Origin of the sequence: Mycobacterium sp. NPDC050041, assembly GCF_049541695.1 — a bacterium.
Taxonomy (GTDB): Bacteria; Actinomycetota; Actinomycetes; order Mycobacteriales; family Mycobacteriaceae; genus Mycobacterium.
In genome coordinates this window covers 628,605-650,752 of the sequence record NZ_JBMVDG010000002.1, presented here as the reverse complement: position 1 = coordinate 650,752, position 22,148 = coordinate 628,605, and the positions used below count along the sequence as shown (strand labels likewise).

Here is a 22,148-nt window from a genome sequence, read left to right as displayed (position 1 = left end):
TCCCCGCCGGTCACCGGTTACTTGTTGACGACGGTGACGGGATGCGTGTACGGCAACTGGTCGGCCGGCAGCGGAAACACCAGATCACCGAACGGGGACAGCGCCCCGGTGCGATCCGTCGCCAGCTCGCTGACCGCGTGCTCGTCGCCCTCGAGGTGCGCCGGCCAGCCGTTGTCGACGTATTGCTTCTTCTTCTTGTCAGCCACGTACTCATTGTGGCAAACCCCGGGCGCGCTGGCGAGGTCGGGCAGAGGCTTTACGCTGGTCAGCAATGACCGAAAAGACTCCGCCGCCGGGCCGGAGTGACACCACCCGCGGATCGGCGGGCGTCCCGCTGGGCGCCTGGCTGGCCGAGCTGCCCGACGAGCAGCTCGTCAGACTGCTGCAGCTGCGGCCTGACCTCACCCAGCCGCCACCCGGCAATGTCGCAGCGCTGGCGGCACGGGCGACGTCGCGGCAGTCGGTCAAGGCAGCCACCGACGAGCTCGACTTCCTGCGACTGGCGGTGCTGGACGGCCTTCTCGTGCTGCACGCCGACACCACCGCCGTCCCACTGACCAAGCTGGTCGAACTGTTCGACGGCCGCACCGACGAACAGGCGCTCGACGCCGCCGTGAACGATCTGCGCGAGCGCGCACTGGTGTGGGGCGCGGCCGAACTGCGGGTGACCGCCGAGGCCGCGTCCGGTCTGCCCTGGTACCCGGGCCAGGCCGTCGTCGAGACCGCCGCGCAGTCGCCCGGGGACATCGCCCGCCGCCTCGAGGGCCTCGACACCGCCCAGACCGAGCTGCTGTCGCGGCTGGTGAACGGGTCGCCGGTGGGGCGTACCCGCGACGCCGCTCCCGGCACCCAGCCCGACCGGCCGGTGCCGCGACTGTTGGCCGCAGGGCTGCTGCGCCAGGTCGACGACGAGACCGTGATCCTGCCGCGACTGGTCGGCCAGGTGCTGCGCGGTGAGGCGCCCGGCCCGGTGGACCTCACCCAGCCGAACCCGACGGTCTCCACCACCTCCGGCGCGGATGCGGACGCCGTCGCCGCCGGGGCGGCTCTCGACCTGCTGCGCGAGGTCGAATTGGTGATCGAGACCCTGTCGGCGACGCCGGTTCCCGAGCTGCGCAGCGGCGGCCTCGGTGTGCGCGACATGAAGCGGCTGACCAAGACCACCGGCATCGACGAGCAGCGGCTCGGCCTGATCGTCGAGCTCTCGGCGGCGGCCGGGCTGATCGCGGCGGGCATGCCCGAGCCGGATCCCGGCGACGGCGCGGGGCCGCACTGGGCGCCGACGGTGGCCGCCGACCGGTTCGTCGAATCGACCAGCGCCGCGAAGTGGCATCTGCTGGCGTCGACGTGGCTGGACCTGCCGGGCAGGCCGAGCCTCATCGCGACCCGCGGTCCGGACGGCAAACCGTATGCGGCGCTGTCGGATTCGCTGTACTCGACGGCGGCTCCGCTGGACCGCAGGCTGCTGCTGACGGTGCTGTCCGGGCTGCCCCACGGCGCGGGCGCCGACGCCGCATCGGCATCGGCCGCGATGATCTGGCAGCGCCCGCGCTGGGCCGCAAGGCTGCAGCCCGAACCCGTCGGCAGTCTGCTCACCGAGGCGCACGCGCTGGGGGTGGTGGGGCGCGGCGCCATCACCGGACCCGGCCGCAAGCTGCTCGCCGGCGATCCGGTCGACGAGGTCGTCGCCGCCATGCAGAAGGTGATGCCGAAGCCCATCGACCACTTCCTGCTGCAGGCCGACCTGACGGTCATCGTGCCGGGACCGCTGGAACGCGAGCTCGCCGAGCAGCTCACCGCGGTCGCCACCGTCGAGTCGGCCGGCGCCGCGATGGTGTACCGGATCAGCGAGTCGTCGATCCGCCGCGCGCTGGACACCGGCCGCACGGCGAGCGAGCTGCACGCGTTGTTCGAGCGGCACTCCCGCACCCCGGTGCCGCAGGGCCTGACGTACCTGATCGACGACGTCGCCCGCAGGCACGGGCAGCTGCGCGTCGGGATGGCCAACTCGTTCGTCCGGTGCGAGGACGCGGTGCTGCTCGCCCAGGCGGTCAGCGCACCGGCCGCCGAGGCGCTGGAGATGCGGCTGCTGGCGCCGACGGTGGCGGTGTCGCAGGCGCCGATCGGCGAGGTGCTCACGGCGCTGCGCAACGCGGGGCTCGCTCCGGCGGCGGAGGACGCCTCGGGCGCGATCGTCGACCTGCGCGCCCGCGGAGCGCGCGTGCCGACCGCGCCCCGCCGCCGGGTCTACCGGCCCGCACCGACTCCGACGCCGCAGACGCTGGGCGCGATCGTCGCGGTGCTGCGCAAGGTCGCCGTCGCGCCGTTCGGGAACACCCGGCTCGACCCCGGCGTTGCGATAACGCAGTTGCAGGACGCCGCCCTGACCCAGACGTCGGTGGTGATCGGCTACGTCGACCCCGCCGGCATCGCGACCCAGCGGGTGGTCGCACCGATCAACGTGCGTGGCGGGCAGCTCACCGCCTACGACCCGGCATCCGGACGGGTACGCGAATTCGCGATCCATCGCGTGACGTCGGTGGTGTCGGCCGACAGCGAATGACGCAGGATGATGGAGAAGATGACTCACCAGCGAGACCCGCATGACTGACGGCCCACTGATCGTCCAGTCCGACAAGACGGTGCTGCTCGAGGTCGACCACGCGCAGGCCGGAGCGGCGCGGGCCGCCATCGCGCCGTTCGCCGAGCTCGAACGCGCCCCCGAGCACATCCACACCTACCGGATCACCCCGCTGGCACTGTGGAACGCCAGGGCCGCGGGCCACGACGCCGAGCAGGTCGTCGACGCGCTGGTGTCCTTCTCCCGCTACCCGGTGCCGCAGCCTCTGCTCGTCGACATCGTCGACACGATGGCCCGCTACGGCCGCCTGCAGCTGGTCAAGAGCCCCGTGCACGGCCTCGTGCTGGTCAGCCTGGACCGTGCAGTGCTCGAAGAGGTGATGCGCCACAAGAAGATCGCCCCGATGCTGGGCGCGCGCATCGACGACGACACGGTGATCGTGCATCCCAGCGAGCGCGGCCACATCAAGCAGCTGCTGCTCAAGGTCGGCTGGCCCGCAGAGGACCTCGCCGGGTACGTCGACGGCGAGAAGCACGCCATCGACCTGAAGCAGGACGGCTGGGAGCTGCGCGACTACCAGGAGATGGCGGCCGACTCGTTCTGGGCGGGCGGTTCCGGCGTGGTGGTGCTGCCGTGCGGCGCGGGCAAGACGCTGGTCGGCGCGGCGGCGATGGCCAGGGCGGGCGCCACGACGCTGATCCTGGTGACAAACACCGTCGCGGGAAGGCAGTGGAAGCGCGAGCTGATCGCGCGCACCACGCTGACCGAGGAGGAGATCGGCGAGTACTCCGGGGAACGCAAGGAGATCCGCCCGGTCACCATCGCGACCTATCAGGTGATCACCCGTCGCACCAAGGGCGAGTACCGCCACCTCGAACTGTTCGACAGCCGCGACTGGGGGCTGATCATCTACGACGAGGTGCACCTGCTGCCCGCGCCGGTGTTTCGGATGACGGCCGACCTGCAGTCGAGGCGACGGCTGGGGCTGACGGCCACGCTGATCCGTGAGGACGGCCGCGAGGGCGACGTGTTCAGCCTGATCGGGCCCAAGCGCTACGACGCCCCCTGGAAGGACATCGAGGCCCAGGGCTGGATCGCGCCCGCCGAGTGCATCGAGGTGCGGGTGACGATGACGGACAACGAGCGGATGCTCTACGCCGTCGCCGAACCCGAGGAGCGCTACAAGCTGTGCTCCACCGTGCACACCAAGATCGCGGTGGTGCGCTCGATCCTGGAGAAGCACAAGGGCGAGCAGACGCTGGTGATCGGCGCCTACCTCGACCAGCTCGACGAACTCGGCCGCGAACTCGATGCGCCGGTGATCCAGGGGTCGACCAAGACCGCCGAGCGCGAGTCGCTGTTCGACGCGTTCCGGCGCGGCGAGATCTCCACCCTGGTGGTGTCCAAGGTGGCCAACTTCTCCATCGACCTGCCGGAAGCCTCGGTGGCGGTGCAGGTTTCGGGCACCTTCGGCTCGCGCCAGGAGGAGGCGCAGCGGCTCGGCCGATTGCTGCGGCCCAAGCACGACGGCGGCGGCGCGGTGTTCTACTCGGTGGTGTCGCGCGACAGCCTCGACGCGGAGTACGCCGCCCACCGGCAGCGGTTCCTCGCCGAACAGGGCTACGGCTACATCATCAAGGACGCCGATGACCTGCTCGGCCCGGCGATCTGACGGCGCCGTGTCACCACGAGTTCCACCGGTGACCACGCACCCGCCGCGCTGAGGCGATAGCCTCGACACCCATGACCGCACGACGGCGCGCTCGCGCTGCCTCGAACACCCCCGCCGTCAGGCTGGCGCTGGCCGGCCTCGCCGTCGGCTTCGGCGCCCTGGTCGCCGCGACACCCGCCGCCGCCCAGCCCGGAATGCCGCCGGTGCCGCCCGCACCCGCTCCGGGAGCTCCGGTTGCGCCACCGCCCCCGGGCGGCCCGCCGCCCGTGCCGCAGATGCAGATGCAGGATCAGAAGTACGGCAGCGGCGACGGCCCGCTGGGCTTCCTGCGCGACGCCTGGAACCAGGCGAAGAACCCGTACGGCGACCCGACCATGACCGCACCCGGATCGACGGCCCCGCCCCCGGGCGCAGGCCCCGCGCCTGCGTTGCCGCCCGGCTACACCTCGATCAGCGACCCCGGGTCGTCCACCCCGGCTGCGCCCGCCGGGCCGAAGACGGGCGGACCGCCGCTGCCGGAGGGCTACTACCCGCTCGACGGGCCGCCGCCGCCCGGATATTTCGACGCGCCGCCGGCCCCCGCGCCGGGTCAGCCGGGGGCCCCCGCGCCGGGTCAGCCCGGGCCGCCGGCGCCTGCGCCGATGCCTCCGAAGATCATCGCCGGGCAGTAATCACCGCAGTCGCCATGCTCAGGTGTGCGGCCCGACCGGTTTGACGACGGTCAGCAGCACCACCGAGTCCTCGATGGCGTGCAGGCCGTGGCGGGTGCGGGGGATGACGATGTGGTCGCCCGAGGAGCCCTCCCAGCCGGCCTCCTCGGTGCTCAGCCGCACCCGGCCCGTCACCACCTGCAGCGTCGCCTCGCCGGGGCTCTCGTGCTCGTGCAGGTCGCTGCCGCCGGTGAGCGCGATCAGGGTCTGGCGCAACGCGTGTTCGTGACCGCCGTACACGGTGTGCGCACTGCGGCCGCTGCCAGTGGCGCGGGCGGTCTCGAGGTGCTCGCGGGCCAGCGCGGTGAGTGAGATCTTCTCCATCCCCGAATGGTGCCACCCGGGCGTCAGGTGTGCCGCAGAGTCGCGACGAGGTCGTCGATCAGTCGCGGACTCGGTGCGCCGGGGATGCCCTGGTAGAGGGAGACCACGAACACCACCGCTCCGTCCTGGCCGGGCACGTTGATGGCGACGACGCTGTGCACCGCCGAGGAGGCCCCACACTCACCGGCTTCGATCCCGGTCACGGTGGCCAGGATCTGCAATGCCGGGGTGGCGTCGAGGATCAGGCCGCGCGGGTCGGTCAGCGTCACCTTCGGCACCCGCCCGCCGGCAGACGTGTAGATGTCGCGGACCAGCGCGGCCTTGTCGCGCACGGCACGGTTGAGGTCGCGGGGGTTGTTCGGGCTGTCCAGCCCGGACACGGCCAGCCAGTTGTCGGGGCACGCCGCGGACTCTATTTGCGCTGCGGCGCGCAGGATCTCGACGGGGCAGGTGTCGAACAGTCCGCCCTTGCAGACCTTCTCCCAGCCGAGGCGCACGCCGCAGCCCTCGACGGTCCACTCCGGCGGCACGTCATAGGTGAGGCCGACGTTGCTGCTCACCGGTTTCCAGCCGGCCGGCGTCTGGGTGCCCGGGAGCGCCGGCTCACACGGCGGTGGGGGCGGCGGGGTGGAGGGCGGCGGCGCCGCGGGTGGGATAGGCGGTGCGCTGACCGTCGCCGCCGTCGTGTCGGACGTCGGTGACCGGCGGGCGTCGACTGCGAGCAGCACGCCGGCGCCCAGCACCACCACCGCGGCCACGGCCGCCGCCACCCACCACACGCGGCGGCCGCCTCGTGGCGGTCCGCCGGGCGGCGGCGGGTCGGCGGGATAGTCGACGGTGGTGCGCTCGACGTACTCGGGGAGGTGCCCGTCGTCCTCGGGCGGCGGGAATCCCAGCGCCGGATAGCTCACGCAGACCCCCTCACCGCTTCGTGCCGCGAGCCTAACAGCGCGCCGCGACGGTGCCCGGGGGGCGAGAGCGGGCGGAGGCGGCTAGCTCAGCGCCGGGATGACCTGCTGTTCGAACAACTCGATGCCGGACCGGTCGTAGGCCGCCTCGGGGAAGTACATGATGGCGTACTCACAGCCGAGGTCACGCATCCGCTTCAGCTTCTCGATGACTTGTTCGGTTGTGCCGCTGGCTGATTCGGGTGCGCTGACCGCCGACAGCATCCGATCGACGGAACCGGGGTCGGCCTTGGCCTGCTGCCTGGCGCGGATCCGCTCGATGCGGTCTTTCACGTCGGCCTCCGAATCGCCGATGACCGCGTTGAAGTTCGCCGAGCGGACGATCTTCCCGTAGTCGGTGCCGACGTCGCGACAGTGCCCGGCGAGCACCTCGGACTTGTGCTCGAAGCCCGCCGGTTCGGAGGTGAAGTTGGTGTACTGCGCGAACTTGGCGGCGATGCGCAGAGTCACCTTCTCGCCGCCGCCCGCGATCCACAGCGGCGGTCCGCCCTGCTGCAGCGGGGTGGGCGCGACGATCGCGTCGTCGACCTTGTAGTGCTTCCCCTCGAAGGTCACCCGACCGTCACGCCAGGCGTCGCGCATGATCTGCACGCCCTCGTCGAGCATGCCGAGGCGCTGCCCGGCCGTCGGGAAGCCGTAACCGTAGGCCTCCCACTCGTGTTGGTACCAGCCACCACCGATGCCCATCTGCACCCGCCCGCCGGAGATGATGTCGGTGGTCGCTGCGACCTTGGCGAGGTACACCGGGTTGCGGTAGCCCATCGCTGTGCACATCTGGCCGAGCTTGATCCGGGAGGTGGTCGCCGCGTAGGCCGCCATCAGCGTCCACGCTTCGTGGGTCGCCTCGTCGGTGGGCACCGGCACGGTGTGGAAGTGGTCGTAGACCCACAGCGAGTCCCATGCTGCGCCGTCGGCGTAGGCGGCCAGGTCACGCATCACCTGCCACTGTTCGACCGGTGCGATGCCGATCAGGTCGAGTCGCCAGCCCTGCGGGATGAACAGTCCGAAGCGCATGGCATTCGACTCTAGCGAGTCGGATGGCGCCGTCCGGTCGACTTGCCCAGGGCGGCCAACGCACCCGTGACCGCCGCGTGGCGCAACGCGTCCGCCGGCGCGTCGGGGAACTGCAGGCAGCAGTCCTGCAGGCCGCCGAGCGCTATCACGGCCCGGGTGGCCTGCTCGAGCGTCTGGTCGGGCCCGAAGAGGATTCGGCTGAGCCGTTCCCGCCAGGCCAGCATGCTGTCGATGAGGCCCAGGTCGGCGATGGTGCTGAGCTCGGAGACGATCAGCACGAGGTCCGCGCGGTGGGCGTATTGGAAGTCGAAGAACCCCTCCAGCACCTCGCGGGGCGTGATCCCCGGCCGCTCCTCGCACTCGCGTACATAGCGCTCGCCACTGTCCATGAGCGGCTGCACGATGCTGCGGACCAGCTCCTCGCGCGATGAGAAATGGTGGTAAAGGGCAGGTTTGGTGATGCCAAGGCGCCCGGCGATGTCCTGCAGGCTGGTGCGCTGCACGCCCTTGGCCGTGAACAGTTCGCGCGCCACGTCCTGGATCCGCTGCCGGGTGTCCGAACGTGGGCCGCTCACGTACCCACCCTAACTGACCGATCGTTAAGTAAGCTCACCGTCATCGGCTTACCGATCGTTCAGTAAGGAGAAGCGTCATGCGTGTACTCGTCTCCGGCGCGAGCATCGCCGGCCCCGTGGCGGCCTACTGGCTGACGCGCCAGGGCTTCGACGTCACGGTCGTGGAACGCGCGCCTGCGCTGCGCAAGACCGGCGGCCACGCCATCGACCTGTTCGGTCCGGCCATGGCGATCGCCGAGCAGATGGGCGTCCTCGACCGCGTCATCGAGCACGCCACCGGCACCGGACGGCTGATCATGCACCGCGTCGGGGCCCGGCGACCGACCCTCATCGACTATCACAAGCTGTCGGCGGCCATCTCCGACCGGCACGTGGAGATCATGCGCGACGACCTCAGCGAGATCTTCTACGACGCGGGCCGCGCCGACGTCGAGTACCTCTTCGGCGACCACATCACCGCCATCGCCCCTGACGGCGCGGTCACGTTCGCCCGCTCGGCGCCACGCGGATTCGACGTCGTCATCGGCGCCGACGGGCTGCACTCCGGTGTGCGACGCCTGGTGTTCGGCGAGGACGCCGGCCACACCGAGTTCCTCGGCGGCTACCTCTGTGTCGTATCGGTCCCAAAAGAATTTGTGCGCGCAGGCGAGTCGACCGGGTTCATCGACCTCGACCGCGTCGCGATGATCTACACCGCCGACCATCTCGAGGACGCCCGGGCGGTCTTCATCTTCAGGCCCGCCGCCTACCACTTCGACCACCGCGACCCGACCGGTCAGAAAGAGCAGTTGCGTAAGCGCTTCGGCGGGATGTCAGGTCCCGTCGACCGTTGGCTGGCCGAGGTGGACCACACGCCGGCCTTCTACTTCGACGCGATCGACCAGCTGCAGCTGACGAGCTGGTCCCGCGGTCGGGTCACGCTGGTCGGCGACGCCGGATACTGTCCCGGCCCCGCCGTCGGAGGCAGCACCAGCCTCGCCGTCATCGGGGCCTACGTCCTCGCCGGTGAACTCGATCGCGCCGCCGGGGACCACACCGTCGCGTTCCCCGCCTACGAGGACGTCATGAGCCCGGCGGTGATCGGCAGCCGGGCACTGGCGAAGAGGATGGCCGGCAGCATCCTGCCGTCATCGGGTCTCGGAGTCCGGGCGCTGCTGGCCGCGGGGCGGCTCATCTCCGTGCTGCCCAGCCCCATCGGCCGGGCACTGGCCGGGCTGGACGACCGCGGCGTCCGGTTCTTCGACTCGATCCGCGTCCCCGACTACCCGGCCCTCGCCACTCGCTGACTCGGCGAGCGCATCGAGGCTGTCGGTGGCCGTCGTTACCCTCGCGATCATGGCCCTCAGTAGAGAAGAGCGCGAACAGTTCCTGGCCGAACCGCACGTCGCCGCCCTGTCGGTGTCCGCAGGCACGGGACGCGGTCCGTTGACCGTGCCGATCTGGTACCAGTACCGCCCCGGTGGCGAGCCGTGGGTGCTCACCGGCGCAGGGTCCCGCAAGCATCGGCTCATCGAGGCGGCCGGCCACTTCTCGCTCATGGTGGAGCGGGTCGAGCCGACCACCCGCTACGTCGCGGTCGACGGCCCGGTCAGCCGCATCGAGCCGGGCACCGACGAGATGATGGAAGAGGTCACCCGCCGCTACCTCTCCGGCGACGCGGCCGAGCAGTACCTGGCGTTCGCCAGGGAGAACCTGGGCGAGCACGTCGCGATCCATCTCACCCCCGCGCACTGGCTGTCGGCGGACATGGGCTCGTTCTGAGCACGGCCACTACGTGTCCGGGCGCACCGTGTCGTAGAGCGCCGCGACGTCGGGCAGCCGCACCTTCAGCGACGCCGTGCGCGGCAACTCGCCGACCGCGAGGACGGCGACCGGCACATGATGCCTGGGCAACGACCCGCGCACCAGCTCCTGCAGTTCCCGCTCCGTCGGCACCGGCCTGCCCGGGGCCGGTTCGAACGCTGCGAACGGCACCTCCCCCAGCCGCTCGTCGCGCACGCCGACCACGCACGCATCCCGAACGCCCCGATGCGACAACAACACCCGGCGCACCGTCTCCGGGAGCACCTTGAAACCACCGCGGATGATCGCCCCGTCGGTGCGGCCGTGCAGCGTGACGAAGCCGTCGGCATCGACTGTCGCGACATCGGTGGTGCGGATCCAGTCCGGCGTGATGACCGGGATACGGGCCTCGAGCACGCCCTGCTCGCCGATGGGCATCTCGACCCCGCTGTCCTGGTCGACGATGCGCACCTCGGTGTCGGGCAGCGGCCTTCCCACGCTCTCGCGCTTGGCGTCGCCGTAGCGCGCCACCAGCTCGGGAGTCCACGCGCACACGGAGCCCGCGAATTCGGTTGCACCGTAGGCCAACCGCACCGGGATCCGGTATCGGCGCTCGAACTCGTCGCGGGTCGGCGGGTCGAGCGGACCCGAGGCGCTGATGATGTACTGCAGCGACGCCAGGTCCTCGGGGTCGACGTCGGCATCGAGCAGCATCCGCACCACCGCCGGTTGCACACCCGACCGCGCAATGCGGTGCGTCCGCACGGCCCGCACCCACGCGTCGACGCCGAACTTCTCGAGCAGCACGATCCGCCGGCCGGTGTAGAAGCCGGTGATCAACTGGCACACGCCGATTCCGCCGAACGGCCAGTACGACAGCTCCGGCGGGTCCTGCGGCGAGGCGAACCGGCCACCGGTCACGCTGAACACCGTGCGCTCCAGCACGGTGGTGTCGATGGACTGCCGTTTCGGCGGGCCGGTGGTGCCGCTGGTGAGGATCTGCAGGCCCGCGCCGGCGCGGGTGGGGTGCGCACCGCGCACCCGGGTCAGGCCGTCGACGAGTTCGACACCGGTAGCCGAGATCGTTACTGCCACAATGCCTGCACGCGTGGCGGCGGCACGCACCGGCGCCGTCCAGTCCTCGGCATCGGCCACGACCGCGGCCAGGTCGAGCGACTCGACGTCGCGGGCGATCGACTCCGGCGACTGGAACGAGTAGATCATCGACACCCAGCGCCGGTCGGCGAGCAGGCCGGCGATGGTCGCCGCATGCCAGGGCCGGTTGCGCACCACCAGGCCGATCGGGGCGTCGTGGGCGACACCGGCGTCCCGCAGCGCGGCGGTGACGGCGTCGGCGTGCGCGACGATCTCGTCGCCGGTGTGCCACCTGCCCTCGAACTCCAGGCACGGCCCGGCGCCGTAGCTCCTCAGCCCTGCCGCGAATGTCTCTGTGAAGTCGGCCACGCCTGGAGGCTAACGCCGAGTGGCCACCTGTGACACGGCATCTCGCCGTTCATGCGTCACAGGTGGCCACTCGGGCAGTGCTTACAGCAGGGACTGCGGCGGGTTGAACCGGTCGCCGTACTTGGCGGCCAGCTCCTTGGCGCGGGCCACGAAGGCCTCCTTGCCGACGCCGCCTGCACCCTCGTAGCCGACGATGAACTGCGCCGAGCCACCGGTGTACGGCGGGAAGCCGATGCCCATGATCGAGCCGATGTTCGCGTCGGCGGTGGTGGTGAGCACGCCCTCGTCGAGGCACTTCTGCGTCTCGAGCGCCTCGGCGAACAGCATCCGGTCGATCATGTCCTGCAGCGGCAGTTCGGTGCTGCCCGAGTTGAACGTCTCCGCCAAGCCCGGCCACAGGCCGACCCGCTTGCCGTCGACGTACTCGTAGAACCCGGCGCCCTTGAGGCGGCTGGGCCGCTCGATCTCGATCATCTTCTCGACGACCGCCTCGGCCGGGTGCGGCTCGTAGGTGCCGCCCGCGTCCTCCACACCCTTGCGGGTTGCGGTGGCGATCTTGTGCATCAGCTCGAGGTTGAGCTCGTCGGACAGCTGCAGCGGCGGCGCCGGGTAGCCGGCCTGCGAACCCGCCTGCTCGATGCTCGCCGGCGCGACGCCCTCACCGAGCATGGCCAGCGCCTCGTTGACGAACGTGCCGATGACGCGGCTGGTGAAGAAGCCGCGGCTGTCGTTGACGACGATCGGCGTCTTGCCGATGGCCAGCGTGTAGTCGAACACCCGGGCCAGCGCCTCGTCGGAGGTCTTCTCGCCGCGGATGATCTCCACCAGCGGCATCTTGTCGACCGGCGAGAAGAAGTGGATGCCGATGAAGTCCTCCTGGCGCTTCACGCCGGTCGCCAGACCGGTGATCGGCAGCGTGGAGGTGTTCGAGCCGAGCAGCGCGTTGGGCTCGACGACGTCCTCGATCTCCTGGAACACCTTGTGCTTGAGTTCCTGGCTCTCGAACACCGCCTCGATGACGAAGTCGACGCCCTTGAAGTCCGCAGCGTCGGCCGTCGGCGTGATGCGGGCCAGCAGCTCCTTGGACTTCTCTTCGGTGGTGCGTCCCCGCTCGAGTGCCTTGGCCTCGATCTTCTCCGAGTAGTTCTTGCCCTTCTCGGCGGCCTCGATGGACACGTCCTTGAGCACGACGTCGTAGCCGGCCTTGGCCGAGACGTAGGCGATGCCCGCGCCCATCATGCCTGCGCCCAGCACGCCGATCTTGTTGATCTTGACCGACTCGATGCCGTCGGGCCGCGAGCCGCCGGAGTTGATGTACTGCAGGTCGAGGAAGAACGCCTGAATCATGTTCTTGGCGACCTGGCCGGTGACCAGCTGGGTGAAGTAGCGGCTCTCGATGCGGCTGGCCGAGTCGAAGTCGACCTGCGCGCCCTCGACCGCGGCGTCAAGGATCGCCCGCGGAGCCGGCATCGGCGCGCCCTTGAGCTGCTTCTTCAGCAGCGCCGGGAACGACGGCAGGATGGCGGCGAGGCCGGGCGAACTCGGGGTGCCGCCGGGCATCTTGTAGCCCTTCTGGTCCCACGGCTGGGTGTGGCTGTCCGGGTTGGCCTTGATCCACGCCTTCGCGGCGGGCAGCAGTTCCTCGACGCTGTCCACGAGATCGTCGACCAGGCCGGCATCCTTGGCCTTGCCCGGCTTGAACCGGGTGCCCTGGCTCAGGATCTCCATGAACGCCTTCTGGATGCCGAACATCCGGACGGTGCGGGTGACGCCGCCGCCACCTGGCAGCAGGCCCAGCGTGACCTCGGGCAGGCCGATCTGCACGCCCTTGACGTCGGCGGCGATGCGGTGGTGGCACGCCAGCGCGATCTCCAGGCCACCGCCGAGCGCGGCGCCGTTGATGGCGGCGACCACCGGCACACCGACGGTCTCCAGCTTGCGCAGGTCGGCCTTGACGGCCTCGACCATCTCGAACGCCTCGGCGGCGTTCTCAGGACCCAGGTTGATCATGCCCTTGAGGTCACCGCCGGCGAAGAAGGTCTTCTTCGCGCTGGCGATCACCACGCCGGTGATCGAGTCCTTCTCTGCCGCAAGCCGTTCGACGGCGTTGTGCATCGACTCCTGGTAGTGCTCGTTCATCACGTTGGCCGAACCGGTCGGGTCGTCCAGCGTCAGGGTGACGATGCCGTCGGCATCCTTGTCCCACTGAATGGTGTTCTCTGCCATGCTTTTAAACCCTCTCGATGATGGTCGCGACACCCATGCCGCCGCCGATGCACAGCGTGACCAGTGCCCGGCGCGCGTTGCGGCGCTCGAGCTCGTCGACCATGGTTCCGGTGATCATCGCGCCGGTGGCGCCCAGCGGGTGGCCCATCGCGATCGCGCCGCCGTTGACGTTGAGCTTCTCGTCGGGGATGTTCAGGTCCTTCTGGAACTTCAGCACCACCGAGGCGAACGCCTCGTTCAGCTCGAACAGGTCGATGTCGTCGACCGTCAGGCCCGCGCGATCGAGCACCTTCTTGGTGGCCGGGGTCGGCCCGGTCAGCATGATCACCGGGTCGGCGCCGCTGGTCGCGGTGGCCACGATGCGCGCCCGCGGGGTCAGGTTCTGCGACGTGCCGGCCTTCTCGCTGCCGACGAGCACCAGCGCGGCGCCGTCGACGATCCCGGAGCTGTTGCCGCCGGTGTGGACGTGGTTGATCTTCTCGACGTAGTGGTACTTCTGCAGCGCCACATCGTCGAAGCCGCCCATCGCGCCGACGCCGTCGAAGGCGGTGCGCAGCTTGGCCAGACCCTCGGGGGTGGTGTCGGGGCGCATGTGCTCGTCGTGGTCGAGGACAACGAGGCCGTTCTGGTCCTTCACCGGGATGACGGACTTGGCGAAGTAACCGCCCGACCACGCGGCGGCGGCCTTCTCCTGGCTGCGCAGCGCGTAGGCGTCGACGTCCTCGCGCGAGAAGCCTTCGATCGTCGCGATGAGGTCGGCGCCGATGCCCTGCGGGACGAAGCCGATGCGGTAGTTGGTCTCGGGGTCGGTGGCCCACGCGCCGCCGTCGGAGCCCATCGGCACACGGCTCATCGACTCGACGCCGCCGGCGAGCACCAGGTCGTCCCAGCCGGAGCGGACCTTCTGCGCCGCGGTGTTGACGGCCTCCAGGCCGGACGCGCAGAACCGGTTGAGCTGGAAGCCACCGGTGGTCTCGGGCAACTTGGCCACCAGCGCGGCGGTGCGCGCGATGTCGCCGCCCTGATCGCCGACGGGCGACACCACGCCGAGGATCAGGTCGCTGATCAGGTTCTCGTCGAGGTCGGGATGGCGGCTGCGGAGCTCGTCGATCAGGCCGACGACCAGGTTGACGGGTTTGATCTCGTGCAGCGAGCCGTTCTTCCCCTTGCCGCGGGGAGTGCGGATCGCCTCGTAGATGAAGGCTTCTTCAGACATGAAGCGAAGCGTAACAGCCTAAACCAACCTGTTGGTTGGGCGGTCACCCGGAAAACCGTCAGGCGCTCTGGCGCTGCGCTTCCAGCGTCGGGTAGTCGATGTAACCGACGGGCCCGGGCGCGTAGAACGTCGCAGGATCGGGTTCGTTGAGTTCGGCTCCGAGCAGCAACCGGTCGATCAGGTCCGGGTTGGCCAGGTAGGACCGTCCGACGGCGGCGGCGCTGATCGCACCCCAGTCGGCGAAGCTCTCCAGCTGGCAGAAGTCGGTGTCGGTGTCGCGGCCGGTGTTCAGCACGAACGTGCCCGACCACAGCGCGCGCATGGTGCCGAACAGCGGCGTGGTGGGGTCGACGAGGACATGCAGATAGGCGATGTCCAGCGGCGTGATGCGTGCCAGCAGCGCCTCGTAAGCACTGACCACGTCGTCCTCGTGCATGTCTCCTGCGGCGTTTCCGGGCGAGATGCGCAGGCCGACCCGGCCCGCACCGATCTCGTCGACCACCGCCTCGACCACCTCGGCGGTGAGCCGGGCGCGGTTGGCGGCCGATCCGCCGTAGGAGTCGGTGCGCCGGTTGACGACGTCGGAGAGGAACTCGTGCAGCAGGTAGCCGTTGGCGGAGTGGATCTCCACCCCGTCCATGCCCGCGTCGACGGCCCGGCGGGCGGCGGCGCGGAACGACGCCACGATCTCCGCGATCTCGTCGACCGCCAGGGGGCGCGGCACCGGCAGCGGCTTGCGGCCCTGCGGTGTGCGCGCGTCCAGATCGGCGGCGACCGCCGACGGGCCCACCGTCTCGGCGCCGCTGAGGTCCGGGTGGCCCATCCGGCCGACGTGCCAGAGCTGAAGGAACATCTTGCCGCCCGCGGTGTGCACGGCGTCGGCGATCCCGGCCCACGCGTGCTGCTGCCGGTCGGTGAACATCCCGGGGGTGTTCGGGTACGCGCCGCCCGCACCGGGTGACACCGCGGTGGCCTCGCTGACGATCAGGCCCGCCGCCGCGCGCTGCGCGTAGTAGGTGGCCGCCAGGTCGGACGGGGTGCCGTCGGCGTCGGCGCGCGACCTCGTCAGCGGCGCCATGAAGAGCCGGTTCGCAGCCGGGGTGTCACCGACCTGGATCGGCGTGAGCAGCGTGGCGTCGGCAGCGAGTTGGAAAGTCACGCAGGCAATAAGTGCCGGGGCACCGCGGTTCATTCCCGCGGCTACGCTCGGCAGCCATGACGGTTTCGCGGCTGCGCCCCTTTGCGGTGACGGTGTTCGCCGAGATGTCGGCGCTGGCCGCTCGTATCGGCGCGGTCAACCTGGGCCAGGGTTTTCCCGATGAGGACGGCCCGCCGGCCATGCTCGAGGCGGCCCGGGCAGCCATCGCCGACGGGGTCAACCAGTACCCGCCCGGCCTCGGCATCGCACCGCTGCGGGAGGCGATCGCCGCGCAGCGCCTTCGTCATTTCGGCACCGTCTACGACCCCGACACCGAGGTGCTGGTGACGGTCGGCGCCACCGAGGCGATCGCGTCGGCGGTCCTCGGCCTGGTCGAACCCGGCTCCGAGGTGCTGCTCATCGAGCCGTTCTACGACTCCTACTCCCCCGTGCTCGCAATGGCCGGCTGTCAGCGGGTCGCGGTTCCGCTGGCGCAGGTCGGCGACGGCTTCGCGATCGACGTCGACGCGCTGCGCCGGGCCGTGACACCCCGCACCCGGGCGCTGATCCTGAACTCGCCGCACAACCCCACCGGCATGGTCGCCGGCGACGCCGAATTGGCCGCCATCGCCGAACTGGCCGTCGCCCACGACCTGCTGGTGATCACCGACGAGGTGTACGAACACCTCGTCTTCGACGGACGCACGCATCTCCCACTGGCCAACTACCCCGGGATGGCGGCGCGCACGATCACCATCTCCAGCGCAGCCAAGATGTTCAACGTCACCGGCTGGAAAATCGGATGGGCCTGCGGCGCAGCCGATCTCATCGCCGGAGTACGGGCGGCCAAGCAGTACCTGTCCTACGTCGGCGGTGCGCCGTTCCAGCCGGCGGTGGCCCACGCACTCGACCACGAGGACGCCTGGGTGGCCGCGTTGCGCGACTCCCTGCAGGCCAAGCGCGACCGCCTCGGATCGGCGCTCGTCGACCTCGGCTTCGACGTGCACCCCAGCTCCGGCACCTACTTCCTGTGCGCCGATCCGCGTCCGCTCGGCTACACCGACAGCACCGCGTTCTGCGCGGAGCTACCGGAGCGCGCCGGCGTCGCCGCGATCCCGATGTCCGCGTTCTGCGACCCCGCCGCCGCGCACGCCGACGCGTGGAGCCACCTGGTGCGGTTCGCGTTCTGCAAACGCGACGACACCCTCGACGAGGCGATCCGCCGGCTGCAGGTGCTGCGCCCCGGTCGCTGAGGTTCAGAGCGAGGCGGCAACCGACCACAGCGCCTCGCGGGCGCGGTCATCCACCGGACCCACCGGCGCGAGCACGACGTCGGTGGCGCCGGCGTCGAGGTACCGGCGGAGCTGCCGCAGCACCGATTCGGCCGGTCCGATGGCCGCGAGTTCCGCTGCGCCGGAGGCGTTCTCGCGCGCCAGGATCTTCTGGTACGACGGGATGGCGTTGTAGAAGTCCAGCTCCGCGGCCACGGCCTCGTGCACGCTGCCGGGGTCCTCGGTCACGAACACCGGCACCATGGCGATGACGCGCGGGCTCGGCCTGCCCGCATCGGCGGCGGCGCGCCCGATGGTCGGCACGATGAAGTCCCCGATGGTGCGCGGCCCGGCGAGGTAGGGCAGCGTCCCGTCGGCGAGCTCGCCGGTGACCTGCAGCGCCTTCGGCCCCATCGCCGCGACGTAGACGGGCACCGGGGTGCCGCCCGCCACCGTGGCCGGCCACGCCGGGCTGGAAGTCATCGCCTCGCCGTGGAAGTCGACGGTGCCGGTGTCGAGCAGCGAACGCAGCACCGTGAGGTGCTCGCGCAGCCGGCCGACCGGGTCGGGCCATGACGCGCCGAACGCCAGCCGTTCGGGTTCGTGGGCGCCCAGTCCGAGGCCCAGGCTGAAGTTGCCGTGCGCGGCGGCCTGCGCGGTCTGCGCCGCGGACGAGATCAGCAACGGATGCCGGGGATTGATCGGCACCACCGACGTGCCGACGCCGAGGCCGGGAACGGCGGCGCCGATCAGGCCGGCCAGCGCGATGGCGTCGTGATCGACCCGCTGGGCCAGCCACACCTGCGAGACACCCGCACGGTGCGCGGCGGTGGCCTGTGCCACGGCGTCGTCGACCGCGTTGGCGGCGTCGGGTCGGGGGTGGATGACTACTCCAGTCGGCATGTCAGGTGCCAACCATCGTGACCGGTGCGCGCATTCCGTTCGGATCAGCGCGAGTTCTATTCGGCGCGAGTCCTACTGAGCACCCGTCGCCGCAGTTGCTCGATCGCCGAGTTCAGCACGATCTTCTTCGCCCGCTTGATCAGGAATTCCGGGATGGGCGCCGAGGGGTCGACGATGACGTCGAAGCGAACCCGGGTGCGGTCGCCCTCGCCCTCCGGGGTGAGGTTGTACTCGACGTGCTGGCCGCGCTGCTGGAAGGTGTCGGCGGCGTCCCACACCACCCAGCGGTCGCCCCAGTGGTATTCGAGCATCTCCTTATCGGTGATGCCCATCAGCCGCAGCGTCGCGCGCACGTGGAACGGCCTGCCGTCGGGATGGCGGTCGAGCACCTCGACGTTCTTGTACACCGACGACCACGCCGGCAGGTCCTCGATGTCGGCGAGCACGTCCAGGATCGCCTCCGGGGAGGCTTCGATCACTGCTTCCTTGGACGCGCGAACGGCCATACCAGCAAATGTAGACCCGCGCGGCCGGGTAGGTCGCGGTTCGGGCGACCGCGTCAGTCGAGCGTGTTCCAGAAGCCGGTGAGGGCGGCCGCCCCGCGGGCGGGATCCTGCACCATCCACCAGTGTCCGAGACCATCGAGGACCTCCGTGCGCGCCCCGGCACGGTCGGCGGCTCGCCCGCGCGACGGTCCCGGACGTGCGAAGGGATCGTCGGTGGCGAGAATCGACAGACCGGGGCGGGCAGCGGCTTTCTCCAGATCGCGGCCGGCCTCTGCCATCGCAGGTTGGCGGGCCGACCGGTACAGCAGCAGGATCGCGCGGGCCATCTCCGGCCCCTGCCCGGCGGCGATCTTCTCGCCCGTCTCCAGCGGTATGCCGAAGGTGGCCATCCGCTCTGCGCGTTCGCGCACCGTTCCGCCCAGGAGTTCGTCGACCAGCTTCTCGCCCTCGCCCTCCGTCTGCCAGATCTGCGCCATGTCGTGCCAGACATAGTCCGGATCGAACAGCCCGACGACGTCGCTGACCCAGCTATGCACCAGTTCCGGGCGGTGCATCACCAGATTGACCACGTGACCGCCGCCCCAGTCGTGGCCGACGAGGTCGATCGGCCCGTCGATGCGCGTCAGCTCGTCTTCCAGCCAGTCCCGGTACGCCGTGAAGGTGGCGGAGAAGTCCTCGGGAAGTGGCGCGCCGAAACCCGGCGGTGACAGCCGCACCACGTCGTCGCGCCCCAGCGCGTCGACCAGTGGATCCCACAGGGCGTCGGTCTCCGGGTTGCCGTGCACCAGGACGATGGTCATGGTCCTGATCTTGGCACGGCGCGACGGCCGGAGTCAGGACTTCTTGACCTTCAGCACCCGCTTGCGCAGGCCTTCGGTGGCGGTGTCGAGCAGCCCCTTGGCGCCCTTCTTGATCAGGAAGCCGGGCAGCGGCACCAGCGGGTCGACGGTGAGCTCGAACCGCACCTTGGTGCCGTCGCCGTCCGGGGTCAGGGTGTACCGGGCGTCCTGGCCCTTCTGCTGCTTCGATTCGACGAGCGTCCAGCTGACCCCGTCGTCGTGCACGGTGTAGTCGAGCACCTGCTCGTCGCTGACGCCGACGATCTTGACGACTTGCCGCGACCGTTTCGGGCGGCCCTGGTCGTCACGCTCGAGGATCTCGACGGACTGATGCGCCGACGACCACTCGGTCAGCGACTCGAGGTCGTAGAGAACGTCCAGGATTTCGTCCGGGGTCGCCTCGATGGTGACCTCGCGGCTCTCGGTGATGGCCATGGTGGGCTATGTGCCACCCTTCTTCACTTTCAAAACCTGCTTGCGCAGTCCGTCGGTCGCCGTCTCCATGGCGCCCTTGAGGGCCCGCTTGAGGATGAAGCCGGGGATCGGCACCGACGGATCCGCCGTCAGGTCGAACCGCAGCCGGATCTTGTCCCCTTCCGGGGTCAGCGTGTACTTGCCGTCCTGGGCCTTGAGCTGGCCGGCCGACACGAGCGTCCAGCTCGCGCTCGAGTCGGTCCAGGTGTAATCGACCACCAGTTCGTCGGAGATGCCCGCCGACTTCACCTTCATCTTCACCCGGTGCGGCCTGCCGTCGTCGTAGGTCTCGAGGATCTCGGCCTTCTGGTACTGCGGCGACCAGTCCGGGGTCGACTCGACGTCGGCGATGACGTCGAGGATCTCGTCGGCGGTCGCTTCGACGAGCACTTCACGGGAATCGCTGACGGCCATGGCGTGACCCTAGCCAGCGTGCAGGCGCGGCGGGTTACTTCCCCCGCTTCCGCACCGCGAGCACCCTTTTCCGCAGCCCGTCGGTCGCCGTGTCGATCACGCCCTTGGCCGCCCGCTTGAGCATGAAGCCGGGCATCGGCATGACGGGGTCGACGGTCACCTCGAACCGCACCAGGGTCCGGTCGCCCTGCGGGACGAGGGTGTAGCGGGCGTCCTGGGAGCGCTGCCACGTCGAGCTGACCAGGGTCCAGCCGTAGCCGTCGTCGTGGTAGGTCAGGGCGATCTCGGTCTCGTCGGTGATGCCGACGGTCTGCACGGTCGCCCTGCTGCGCAGCGGCCTGCCCCGCTCGTCGCGCTCGAGCACCTCCGAGGTCCGGTGTGCGGGCGACCACTGCGGCAGCGACTCGAGGTCGAGCATCACGTCGAGGATCTCCTCGACGCCGGCCTCGATCATCACTTCGCGACGCAGCGTCAGGGCCATCCGTTGACGATAGGCTGCGGGCATGACTGAAGCCGTCGATCCCGCGGTGCCGCCGAGCGGAACCGGTTGCGTGGAATGCGATGCCGACAACGGCTGGTGGGTGCACCTGCGGCGGTGCGCGGCATGCGGGCACATCGGCTGCTGTGACGATTCGCCCGCCCGGCACGCCTCGGCACACTGGCGCGGCAGCGGGCATCCGATCATCCAGTCCTTCGAACCCGGCGAGGACTGGTTCTGGAACTTCCAGACCGACGACTACTACGACGGCCCGGAACTCGCCGCGCCGCACAGCCGTCCGGCCGACCAGACGGTCCCCGGCCCGCGCGGCAGGGTGCCGAGGGACTGGGCCGAGCAGCTGCGCAACCGCACGGACTGACACGGCTGCGCCCGCCGTTTCCGATCCCGGTGACCAGGGTATTCAGCGCCGGTGAGCAAGGAAAAGCCGGACACCACCGAGACCGACAAGGGTTCCGATCAGGCCCAGGACGACGTCATCAGTGATCCCGCCGAGGGCGCCGACGACCGGGTCGACTGGTCGAGCGAAGGCGGCGCGACGCCCGGCGGCCCCGCCGACACCGGCGACCCCACCCAGTAGCCGTCACATGTAGGACTCGGCGAGCGCCGAAAGTGTCTCGGCCGCCGTGTGTTTCGGTGTCCAGCCCAGCTCGGTGCGGGCCCTGGTCGTGTCCATCACCACCGACGTGCGGCCGATGTGCAGCCACTCCAGCGCCGACGGCACGAACGGCAACCGCGCGACGACCTCGGACGCCGCCGACACTGTCAGCCGTGGCACCCGGACGGGTCGCGCACCGAGCGCGTCGGCCACCTGCGACATCGACAGCACACCGTCGCCGGCGATGTTGTACGCCCCCGGCGGCGCCGAACTCGTCGCGGCCAGTGCGATCGCGTCGGCCACGTCGTCGTGGTGCACCAGCTGCAACGGCGTGCCGGGGTCCGGAAACGGCGGTTTGAGCAGCGGGAACTTCTGGGCGGCGCGGCGGATCGGCCCGGGCAGCTGGTTCCACGGCATCACGTCGGCCAGCGCGGGCGCGTCGGGTCCGGCCACGATGCACGGCCGCAACACGAACACCTCGAGATCGGAGCCGTCGGTGATCTCGGCCAGCGCGGCCTCGCACGTCGCCTTCTGCTCGGAGTAGTAGTGCTCGGGTGAGCCGCGGGGCGGGACGTCCTCGGTGATCGGCACCGGATTGTCGGAGTGGTAGCCGTAGGCCGCCACCGATGACGTGTAGACCAGCCGGCGGGGCCGCTCGGCGGCCACCGTCGCCTCGAAGACGTTGCGCGTGCCCGCCAGGTTCACCCGCGCACTCTCGGCGCGCGAACCCATGATGATGAACGCCAGGTGCACCACCACGTCGGCGTCGGCCACCAACGCGTCGACGGCCGCCCGGTCGGTGATGTCGCCCTGCCGGTACTCGGTGCGCGTCCATCCCCTGGCGGCCGGATCGAAGGGTCTGCGGGCCATCCCGATGATCCGCTCGACGTCGGGGTTGCGCTCCAGCGCGTCGACCGCCGACTTGCCGATCTCTCCGGTGGGGCCCGTGACAGCGACGCGAAGTGCCATCCCCAGGT

The 22,148-nt window shown here is 70.3% G+C and carries 24 protein-coding genes; 8 read left to right on the top strand and 16 right to left on the bottom strand.

Annotation, left to right across the window (positions count from 1 at the left end; genetic code table 11):
- Positions 1 to 17 precede the first annotated feature (17 nt).
- A complete protein-coding gene (locus tag ACPCHZ_RS08480) occupies positions 18 to 206 on the bottom strand; it encodes a hypothetical protein (protein ID WP_364975438.1) in 189 nt (62 codons plus the stop codon).
- A 65-nt stretch (positions 207 to 271) separates the two neighbouring features.
- On the opposite strand from ACPCHZ_RS08480, the gene ACPCHZ_RS08475 reads away from it, so the two are divergent.
- The 3 genes from ACPCHZ_RS08475 (at position 272) to ACPCHZ_RS08465 (ending at position 4,924) form a co-directional block, all read left to right on the top strand.
- Positions 272 to 2,563: a helicase-associated domain-containing protein gene (locus ACPCHZ_RS08475; protein ID WP_423484320.1), complete on the top strand. Its 2,292-nt coding sequence runs from the start codon at positions 272 to 274 to the stop codon at positions 2,561 to 2,563.
- 40 nt (positions 2,564 to 2,603) lie between these two features.
- On the top strand, positions 2,604 to 4,253 hold the full coding sequence (locus ACPCHZ_RS08470) for a DNA repair helicase XPB (protein WP_364975443.1): 1,650 nt from the start codon (positions 2,604 to 2,606) through the stop codon (positions 4,251 to 4,253).
- A 71-nt stretch (positions 4,254 to 4,324) separates the two neighbouring features.
- Positions 4,325 to 4,924: a hypothetical protein gene (locus ACPCHZ_RS08465; protein WP_423484319.1), complete on the top strand. Its 600-nt coding sequence runs from the start codon at positions 4,325 to 4,327 to the stop codon at positions 4,922 to 4,924.
- 18 nt (positions 4,925 to 4,942) lie between these two features.
- Here the strand turns inward: ACPCHZ_RS08465 and ACPCHZ_RS08460 are convergent, their stop codons facing one another.
- From ACPCHZ_RS08460 to ACPCHZ_RS08445, 4 genes are all read right to left on the bottom strand, one after another.
- Entirely contained in the window at positions 4,943 to 5,287 is a 345-nt protein-coding gene (locus tag ACPCHZ_RS08460; RefSeq protein WP_423484318.1) for a LuxR family transcriptional regulator, read from the bottom strand.
- Between the two features lie 23 nt (positions 5,288 to 5,310).
- Positions 5,311 to 6,198: a hypothetical protein gene (locus tag ACPCHZ_RS08455; protein ID WP_423484317.1), complete on the bottom strand. Its 888-nt coding sequence runs from the start codon at positions 6,196 to 6,198 to the stop codon at positions 5,311 to 5,313.
- 81 nt (positions 6,199 to 6,279) lie between these two features.
- Positions 6,280 to 7,269 carry an LLM class F420-dependent oxidoreductase gene (locus tag ACPCHZ_RS08450; protein ID WP_423484316.1) on the bottom strand — a complete coding sequence of 330 codons (990 nt, stop codon included), beginning with the start codon at positions 7,267 to 7,269 and terminating at the stop codon, positions 6,280 to 6,282.
- A gap of 11 nt (positions 7,270 to 7,280) precedes the next feature.
- Positions 7,281 to 7,844 carry a TetR/AcrR family transcriptional regulator gene (locus ACPCHZ_RS08445; protein ID WP_423484315.1) on the bottom strand — a complete coding sequence of 188 codons (564 nt, stop codon included), beginning with the start codon at positions 7,842 to 7,844 and terminating at the stop codon, positions 7,281 to 7,283.
- Positions 7,845 to 7,921: 77 nt separating this feature from the next.
- Here ACPCHZ_RS08445 and ACPCHZ_RS08440 point away from each other — a divergent pair, with 77 nt between their 5' ends.
- Complete coding sequence (locus ACPCHZ_RS08440) at positions 7,922 to 9,130, top strand: FAD-dependent monooxygenase (protein ID WP_423484314.1); 1,209 nt, start codon at positions 7,922 to 7,924, stop codon at positions 9,128 to 9,130.
- A 49-nt stretch (positions 9,131 to 9,179) separates the two neighbouring features.
- Entirely contained in the window at positions 9,180 to 9,605 is a 426-nt protein-coding gene (locus ACPCHZ_RS08435) for a pyridoxamine 5'-phosphate oxidase family protein (RefSeq protein WP_423484313.1), read from the top strand.
- Between the two features lie 9 nt (positions 9,606 to 9,614).
- Here the strand turns inward: ACPCHZ_RS08435 and ACPCHZ_RS08430 are convergent, their stop codons facing one another.
- The 4 genes from ACPCHZ_RS08430 to ACPCHZ_RS08415 all read right to left on the bottom strand — a co-directional run bounded on the left by ACPCHZ_RS08430 (position 9,615) and on the right by ACPCHZ_RS08415 (position 15,691).
- Positions 9,615 to 11,090 carry a class I adenylate-forming enzyme family protein gene (locus tag ACPCHZ_RS08430; RefSeq protein ID WP_423484312.1) on the bottom strand — a complete coding sequence of 492 codons (1,476 nt, stop codon included), beginning with the start codon at positions 11,088 to 11,090 and terminating at the stop codon, positions 9,615 to 9,617.
- An 81-nt stretch (positions 11,091 to 11,171) separates the two neighbouring features.
- Positions 11,172 to 13,316: a 3-hydroxyacyl-CoA dehydrogenase NAD-binding domain-containing protein gene (locus ACPCHZ_RS08425; protein WP_423484311.1), complete on the bottom strand. Its 2,145-nt coding sequence runs from the start codon at positions 13,314 to 13,316 to the stop codon at positions 11,172 to 11,174.
- A 4-nt stretch (positions 13,317 to 13,320) separates the two neighbouring features.
- Positions 13,321 to 14,532: an acetyl-CoA C-acetyltransferase gene (locus ACPCHZ_RS08420; RefSeq protein WP_423484310.1), complete on the bottom strand. Its 1,212-nt coding sequence runs from the start codon at positions 14,530 to 14,532 to the stop codon at positions 13,321 to 13,323.
- 58 nt (positions 14,533 to 14,590) lie between these two features.
- A complete protein-coding gene (locus ACPCHZ_RS08415; RefSeq protein WP_423484309.1) occupies positions 14,591 to 15,691 on the bottom strand; it encodes an alkene reductase in 1,101 nt (366 codons plus the stop codon).
- Positions 15,692 to 15,747: 56 nt separating this feature from the next.
- Between ACPCHZ_RS08415 and ACPCHZ_RS08410 the strand changes: the two genes are divergently transcribed.
- Entirely contained in the window at positions 15,748 to 16,923 is a 1,176-nt protein-coding gene (locus tag ACPCHZ_RS08410; protein WP_423484308.1) for a pyridoxal phosphate-dependent aminotransferase, read from the top strand.
- Between the two features lie 3 nt (positions 16,924 to 16,926).
- Here ACPCHZ_RS08410 and ACPCHZ_RS08405 read toward each other — a convergent pair whose 3' ends face one another.
- From ACPCHZ_RS08405 to ACPCHZ_RS08380, 6 genes are read right to left on the bottom strand one after another with little or no spacing between them, the layout of a single operon-like run.
- Positions 16,927 to 17,844, bottom strand: coding sequence for an LLM class F420-dependent oxidoreductase (locus ACPCHZ_RS08405; protein ID WP_423484307.1), 918 nt, complete (start codon positions 17,842 to 17,844; stop codon positions 16,927 to 16,929).
- 56 nt (positions 17,845 to 17,900) lie between these two features.
- Complete coding sequence (locus ACPCHZ_RS08400) at positions 17,901 to 18,350, bottom strand: SRPBCC family protein (RefSeq protein WP_364975480.1); 450 nt, start codon at positions 18,348 to 18,350, stop codon at positions 17,901 to 17,903.
- Between the two features lie 53 nt (positions 18,351 to 18,403).
- A complete protein-coding gene (locus tag ACPCHZ_RS08395) occupies positions 18,404 to 19,150 on the bottom strand; it encodes an alpha/beta fold hydrolase (protein ID WP_423484306.1) in 747 nt (248 codons plus the stop codon).
- Positions 19,151 to 19,183: 33 nt separating this feature from the next.
- Positions 19,184 to 19,624, bottom strand: coding sequence for an SRPBCC family protein (locus ACPCHZ_RS08390; RefSeq protein ID WP_423484305.1), 441 nt, complete (start codon positions 19,622 to 19,624; stop codon positions 19,184 to 19,186).
- 6 nt (positions 19,625 to 19,630) lie between these two features.
- A complete protein-coding gene (locus tag ACPCHZ_RS08385) occupies positions 19,631 to 20,077 on the bottom strand; it encodes an SRPBCC family protein (protein WP_423484304.1) in 447 nt (148 codons plus the stop codon).
- 34 nt (positions 20,078 to 20,111) lie between these two features.
- On the bottom strand, positions 20,112 to 20,558 hold the full coding sequence (locus ACPCHZ_RS08380) for an SRPBCC family protein (protein WP_423484303.1): 447 nt from the start codon (positions 20,556 to 20,558) through the stop codon (positions 20,112 to 20,114).
- A gap of 22 nt (positions 20,559 to 20,580) precedes the next feature.
- Between ACPCHZ_RS08380 and ACPCHZ_RS08375 the strand changes: the two genes are divergently transcribed.
- The gene (locus ACPCHZ_RS08375) at positions 20,581 to 20,934 is read left to right on the top strand and encodes a UBP-type zinc finger domain-containing protein (protein WP_423484302.1); all 354 of its coding nucleotides are present in this window, start codon (positions 20,581 to 20,583) and stop codon (positions 20,932 to 20,934) included.
- Between the two features lie 51 nt (positions 20,935 to 20,985).
- Positions 20,986 to 21,153, top strand: coding sequence for a hypothetical protein (locus tag ACPCHZ_RS08370; RefSeq protein WP_364975498.1), 168 nt, complete (start codon positions 20,986 to 20,988; stop codon positions 21,151 to 21,153).
- Positions 21,154 to 21,156: 3 nt separating this feature from the next.
- On the opposite strand, the gene ACPCHZ_RS08365 is transcribed toward ACPCHZ_RS08370, so the two are convergent.
- Positions 21,157 to 22,140, bottom strand: a complete 984-nt coding sequence (locus tag ACPCHZ_RS08365) for an NAD-dependent epimerase/dehydratase family protein (RefSeq protein WP_423484301.1) — start codon at positions 22,138 to 22,140, stop codon at positions 21,157 to 21,159.
- Between the last annotated feature and the right edge of the window lie 8 nt (positions 22,141 to 22,148).

What these genes read in the sequence shown, in the direction of transcription:
- ACPCHZ_RS08475 (WP_423484320.1), top strand. Translation starts at nt 272, where the DNA reads ATGACCGAAAAGACTCCGCCGCCGGGCCGGAGTGACACCACCCGCGGA.
- ACPCHZ_RS08470 (WP_364975443.1), top strand. Translation starts at nt 2,604, where the DNA reads ATGACTGACGGCCCACTGATCGTCCAGTCCGACAAGACGGTGCTGCTC.
- ACPCHZ_RS08465 (WP_423484319.1), top strand. Translation starts at nt 4,325, where the DNA reads ATGACCGCACGACGGCGCGCTCGCGCTGCCTCGAACACCCCCGCCGTC.
- ACPCHZ_RS08460 (WP_423484318.1), bottom strand. Translation starts at nt 5,287, where the DNA reads ATGGAGAAGATCTCACTCACCGCGCTGGCCCGCGAGCACCTCGAGACC.
- ACPCHZ_RS08450 (WP_423484316.1), bottom strand. Translation starts at nt 7,269, where the DNA reads ATGCGCTTCGGACTGTTCATCCCGCAGGGCTGGCGACTCGACCTGATC.
- ACPCHZ_RS08440 (WP_423484314.1), top strand. Translation starts at nt 7,922, where the DNA reads ATGCGTGTACTCGTCTCCGGCGCGAGCATCGCCGGCCCCGTGGCGGCC.
- ACPCHZ_RS08435 (WP_423484313.1), top strand. Translation starts at nt 9,180, where the DNA reads ATGGCCCTCAGTAGAGAAGAGCGCGAACAGTTCCTGGCCGAACCGCAC.
- ACPCHZ_RS08425 (WP_423484311.1), bottom strand. Translation starts at nt 13,316, where the DNA reads ATGGCAGAGAACACCATTCAGTGGGACAAGGATGCCGACGGCATCGTC.
- ACPCHZ_RS08420 (WP_423484310.1), bottom strand. Translation starts at nt 14,532, where the DNA reads ATGTCTGAAGAAGCCTTCATCTACGAGGCGATCCGCACTCCCCGCGGC.
- ACPCHZ_RS08410 (WP_423484308.1), top strand. Translation starts at nt 15,748, where the DNA reads ATGACGGTTTCGCGGCTGCGCCCCTTTGCGGTGACGGTGTTCGCCGAG.
- ACPCHZ_RS08405 (WP_423484307.1), bottom strand. Translation starts at nt 17,844, where the DNA reads ATGCCGACTGGAGTAGTCATCCACCCCCGACCCGACGCCGCCAACGCG.
- ACPCHZ_RS08400 (WP_364975480.1), bottom strand. Translation starts at nt 18,350, where the DNA reads ATGGCCGTTCGCGCGTCCAAGGAAGCAGTGATCGAAGCCTCCCCGGAG.
- ACPCHZ_RS08395 (WP_423484306.1), bottom strand. Translation starts at nt 19,150, where the DNA reads ATGACCATCGTCCTGGTGCACGGCAACCCGGAGACCGACGCCCTGTGG.
- ACPCHZ_RS08390 (WP_423484305.1), bottom strand. Translation starts at nt 19,624, where the DNA reads ATGGCCATCACCGAGAGCCGCGAGGTCACCATCGAGGCGACCCCGGAC.
- ACPCHZ_RS08385 (WP_423484304.1), bottom strand. Translation starts at nt 20,077, where the DNA reads ATGGCCGTCAGCGATTCCCGTGAAGTGCTCGTCGAAGCGACCGCCGAC.
- ACPCHZ_RS08380 (WP_423484303.1), bottom strand. Translation starts at nt 20,558, where the DNA reads ATGGCCCTGACGCTGCGTCGCGAAGTGATGATCGAGGCCGGCGTCGAG.
- ACPCHZ_RS08375 (WP_423484302.1), top strand. Translation starts at nt 20,581, where the DNA reads ATGACTGAAGCCGTCGATCCCGCGGTGCCGCCGAGCGGAACCGGTTGC.
- ACPCHZ_RS08365 (WP_423484301.1), bottom strand. Translation starts at nt 22,140, where the DNA reads ATGGCACTTCGCGTCGCTGTCACGGGCCCCACCGGAGAGATCGGCAAG.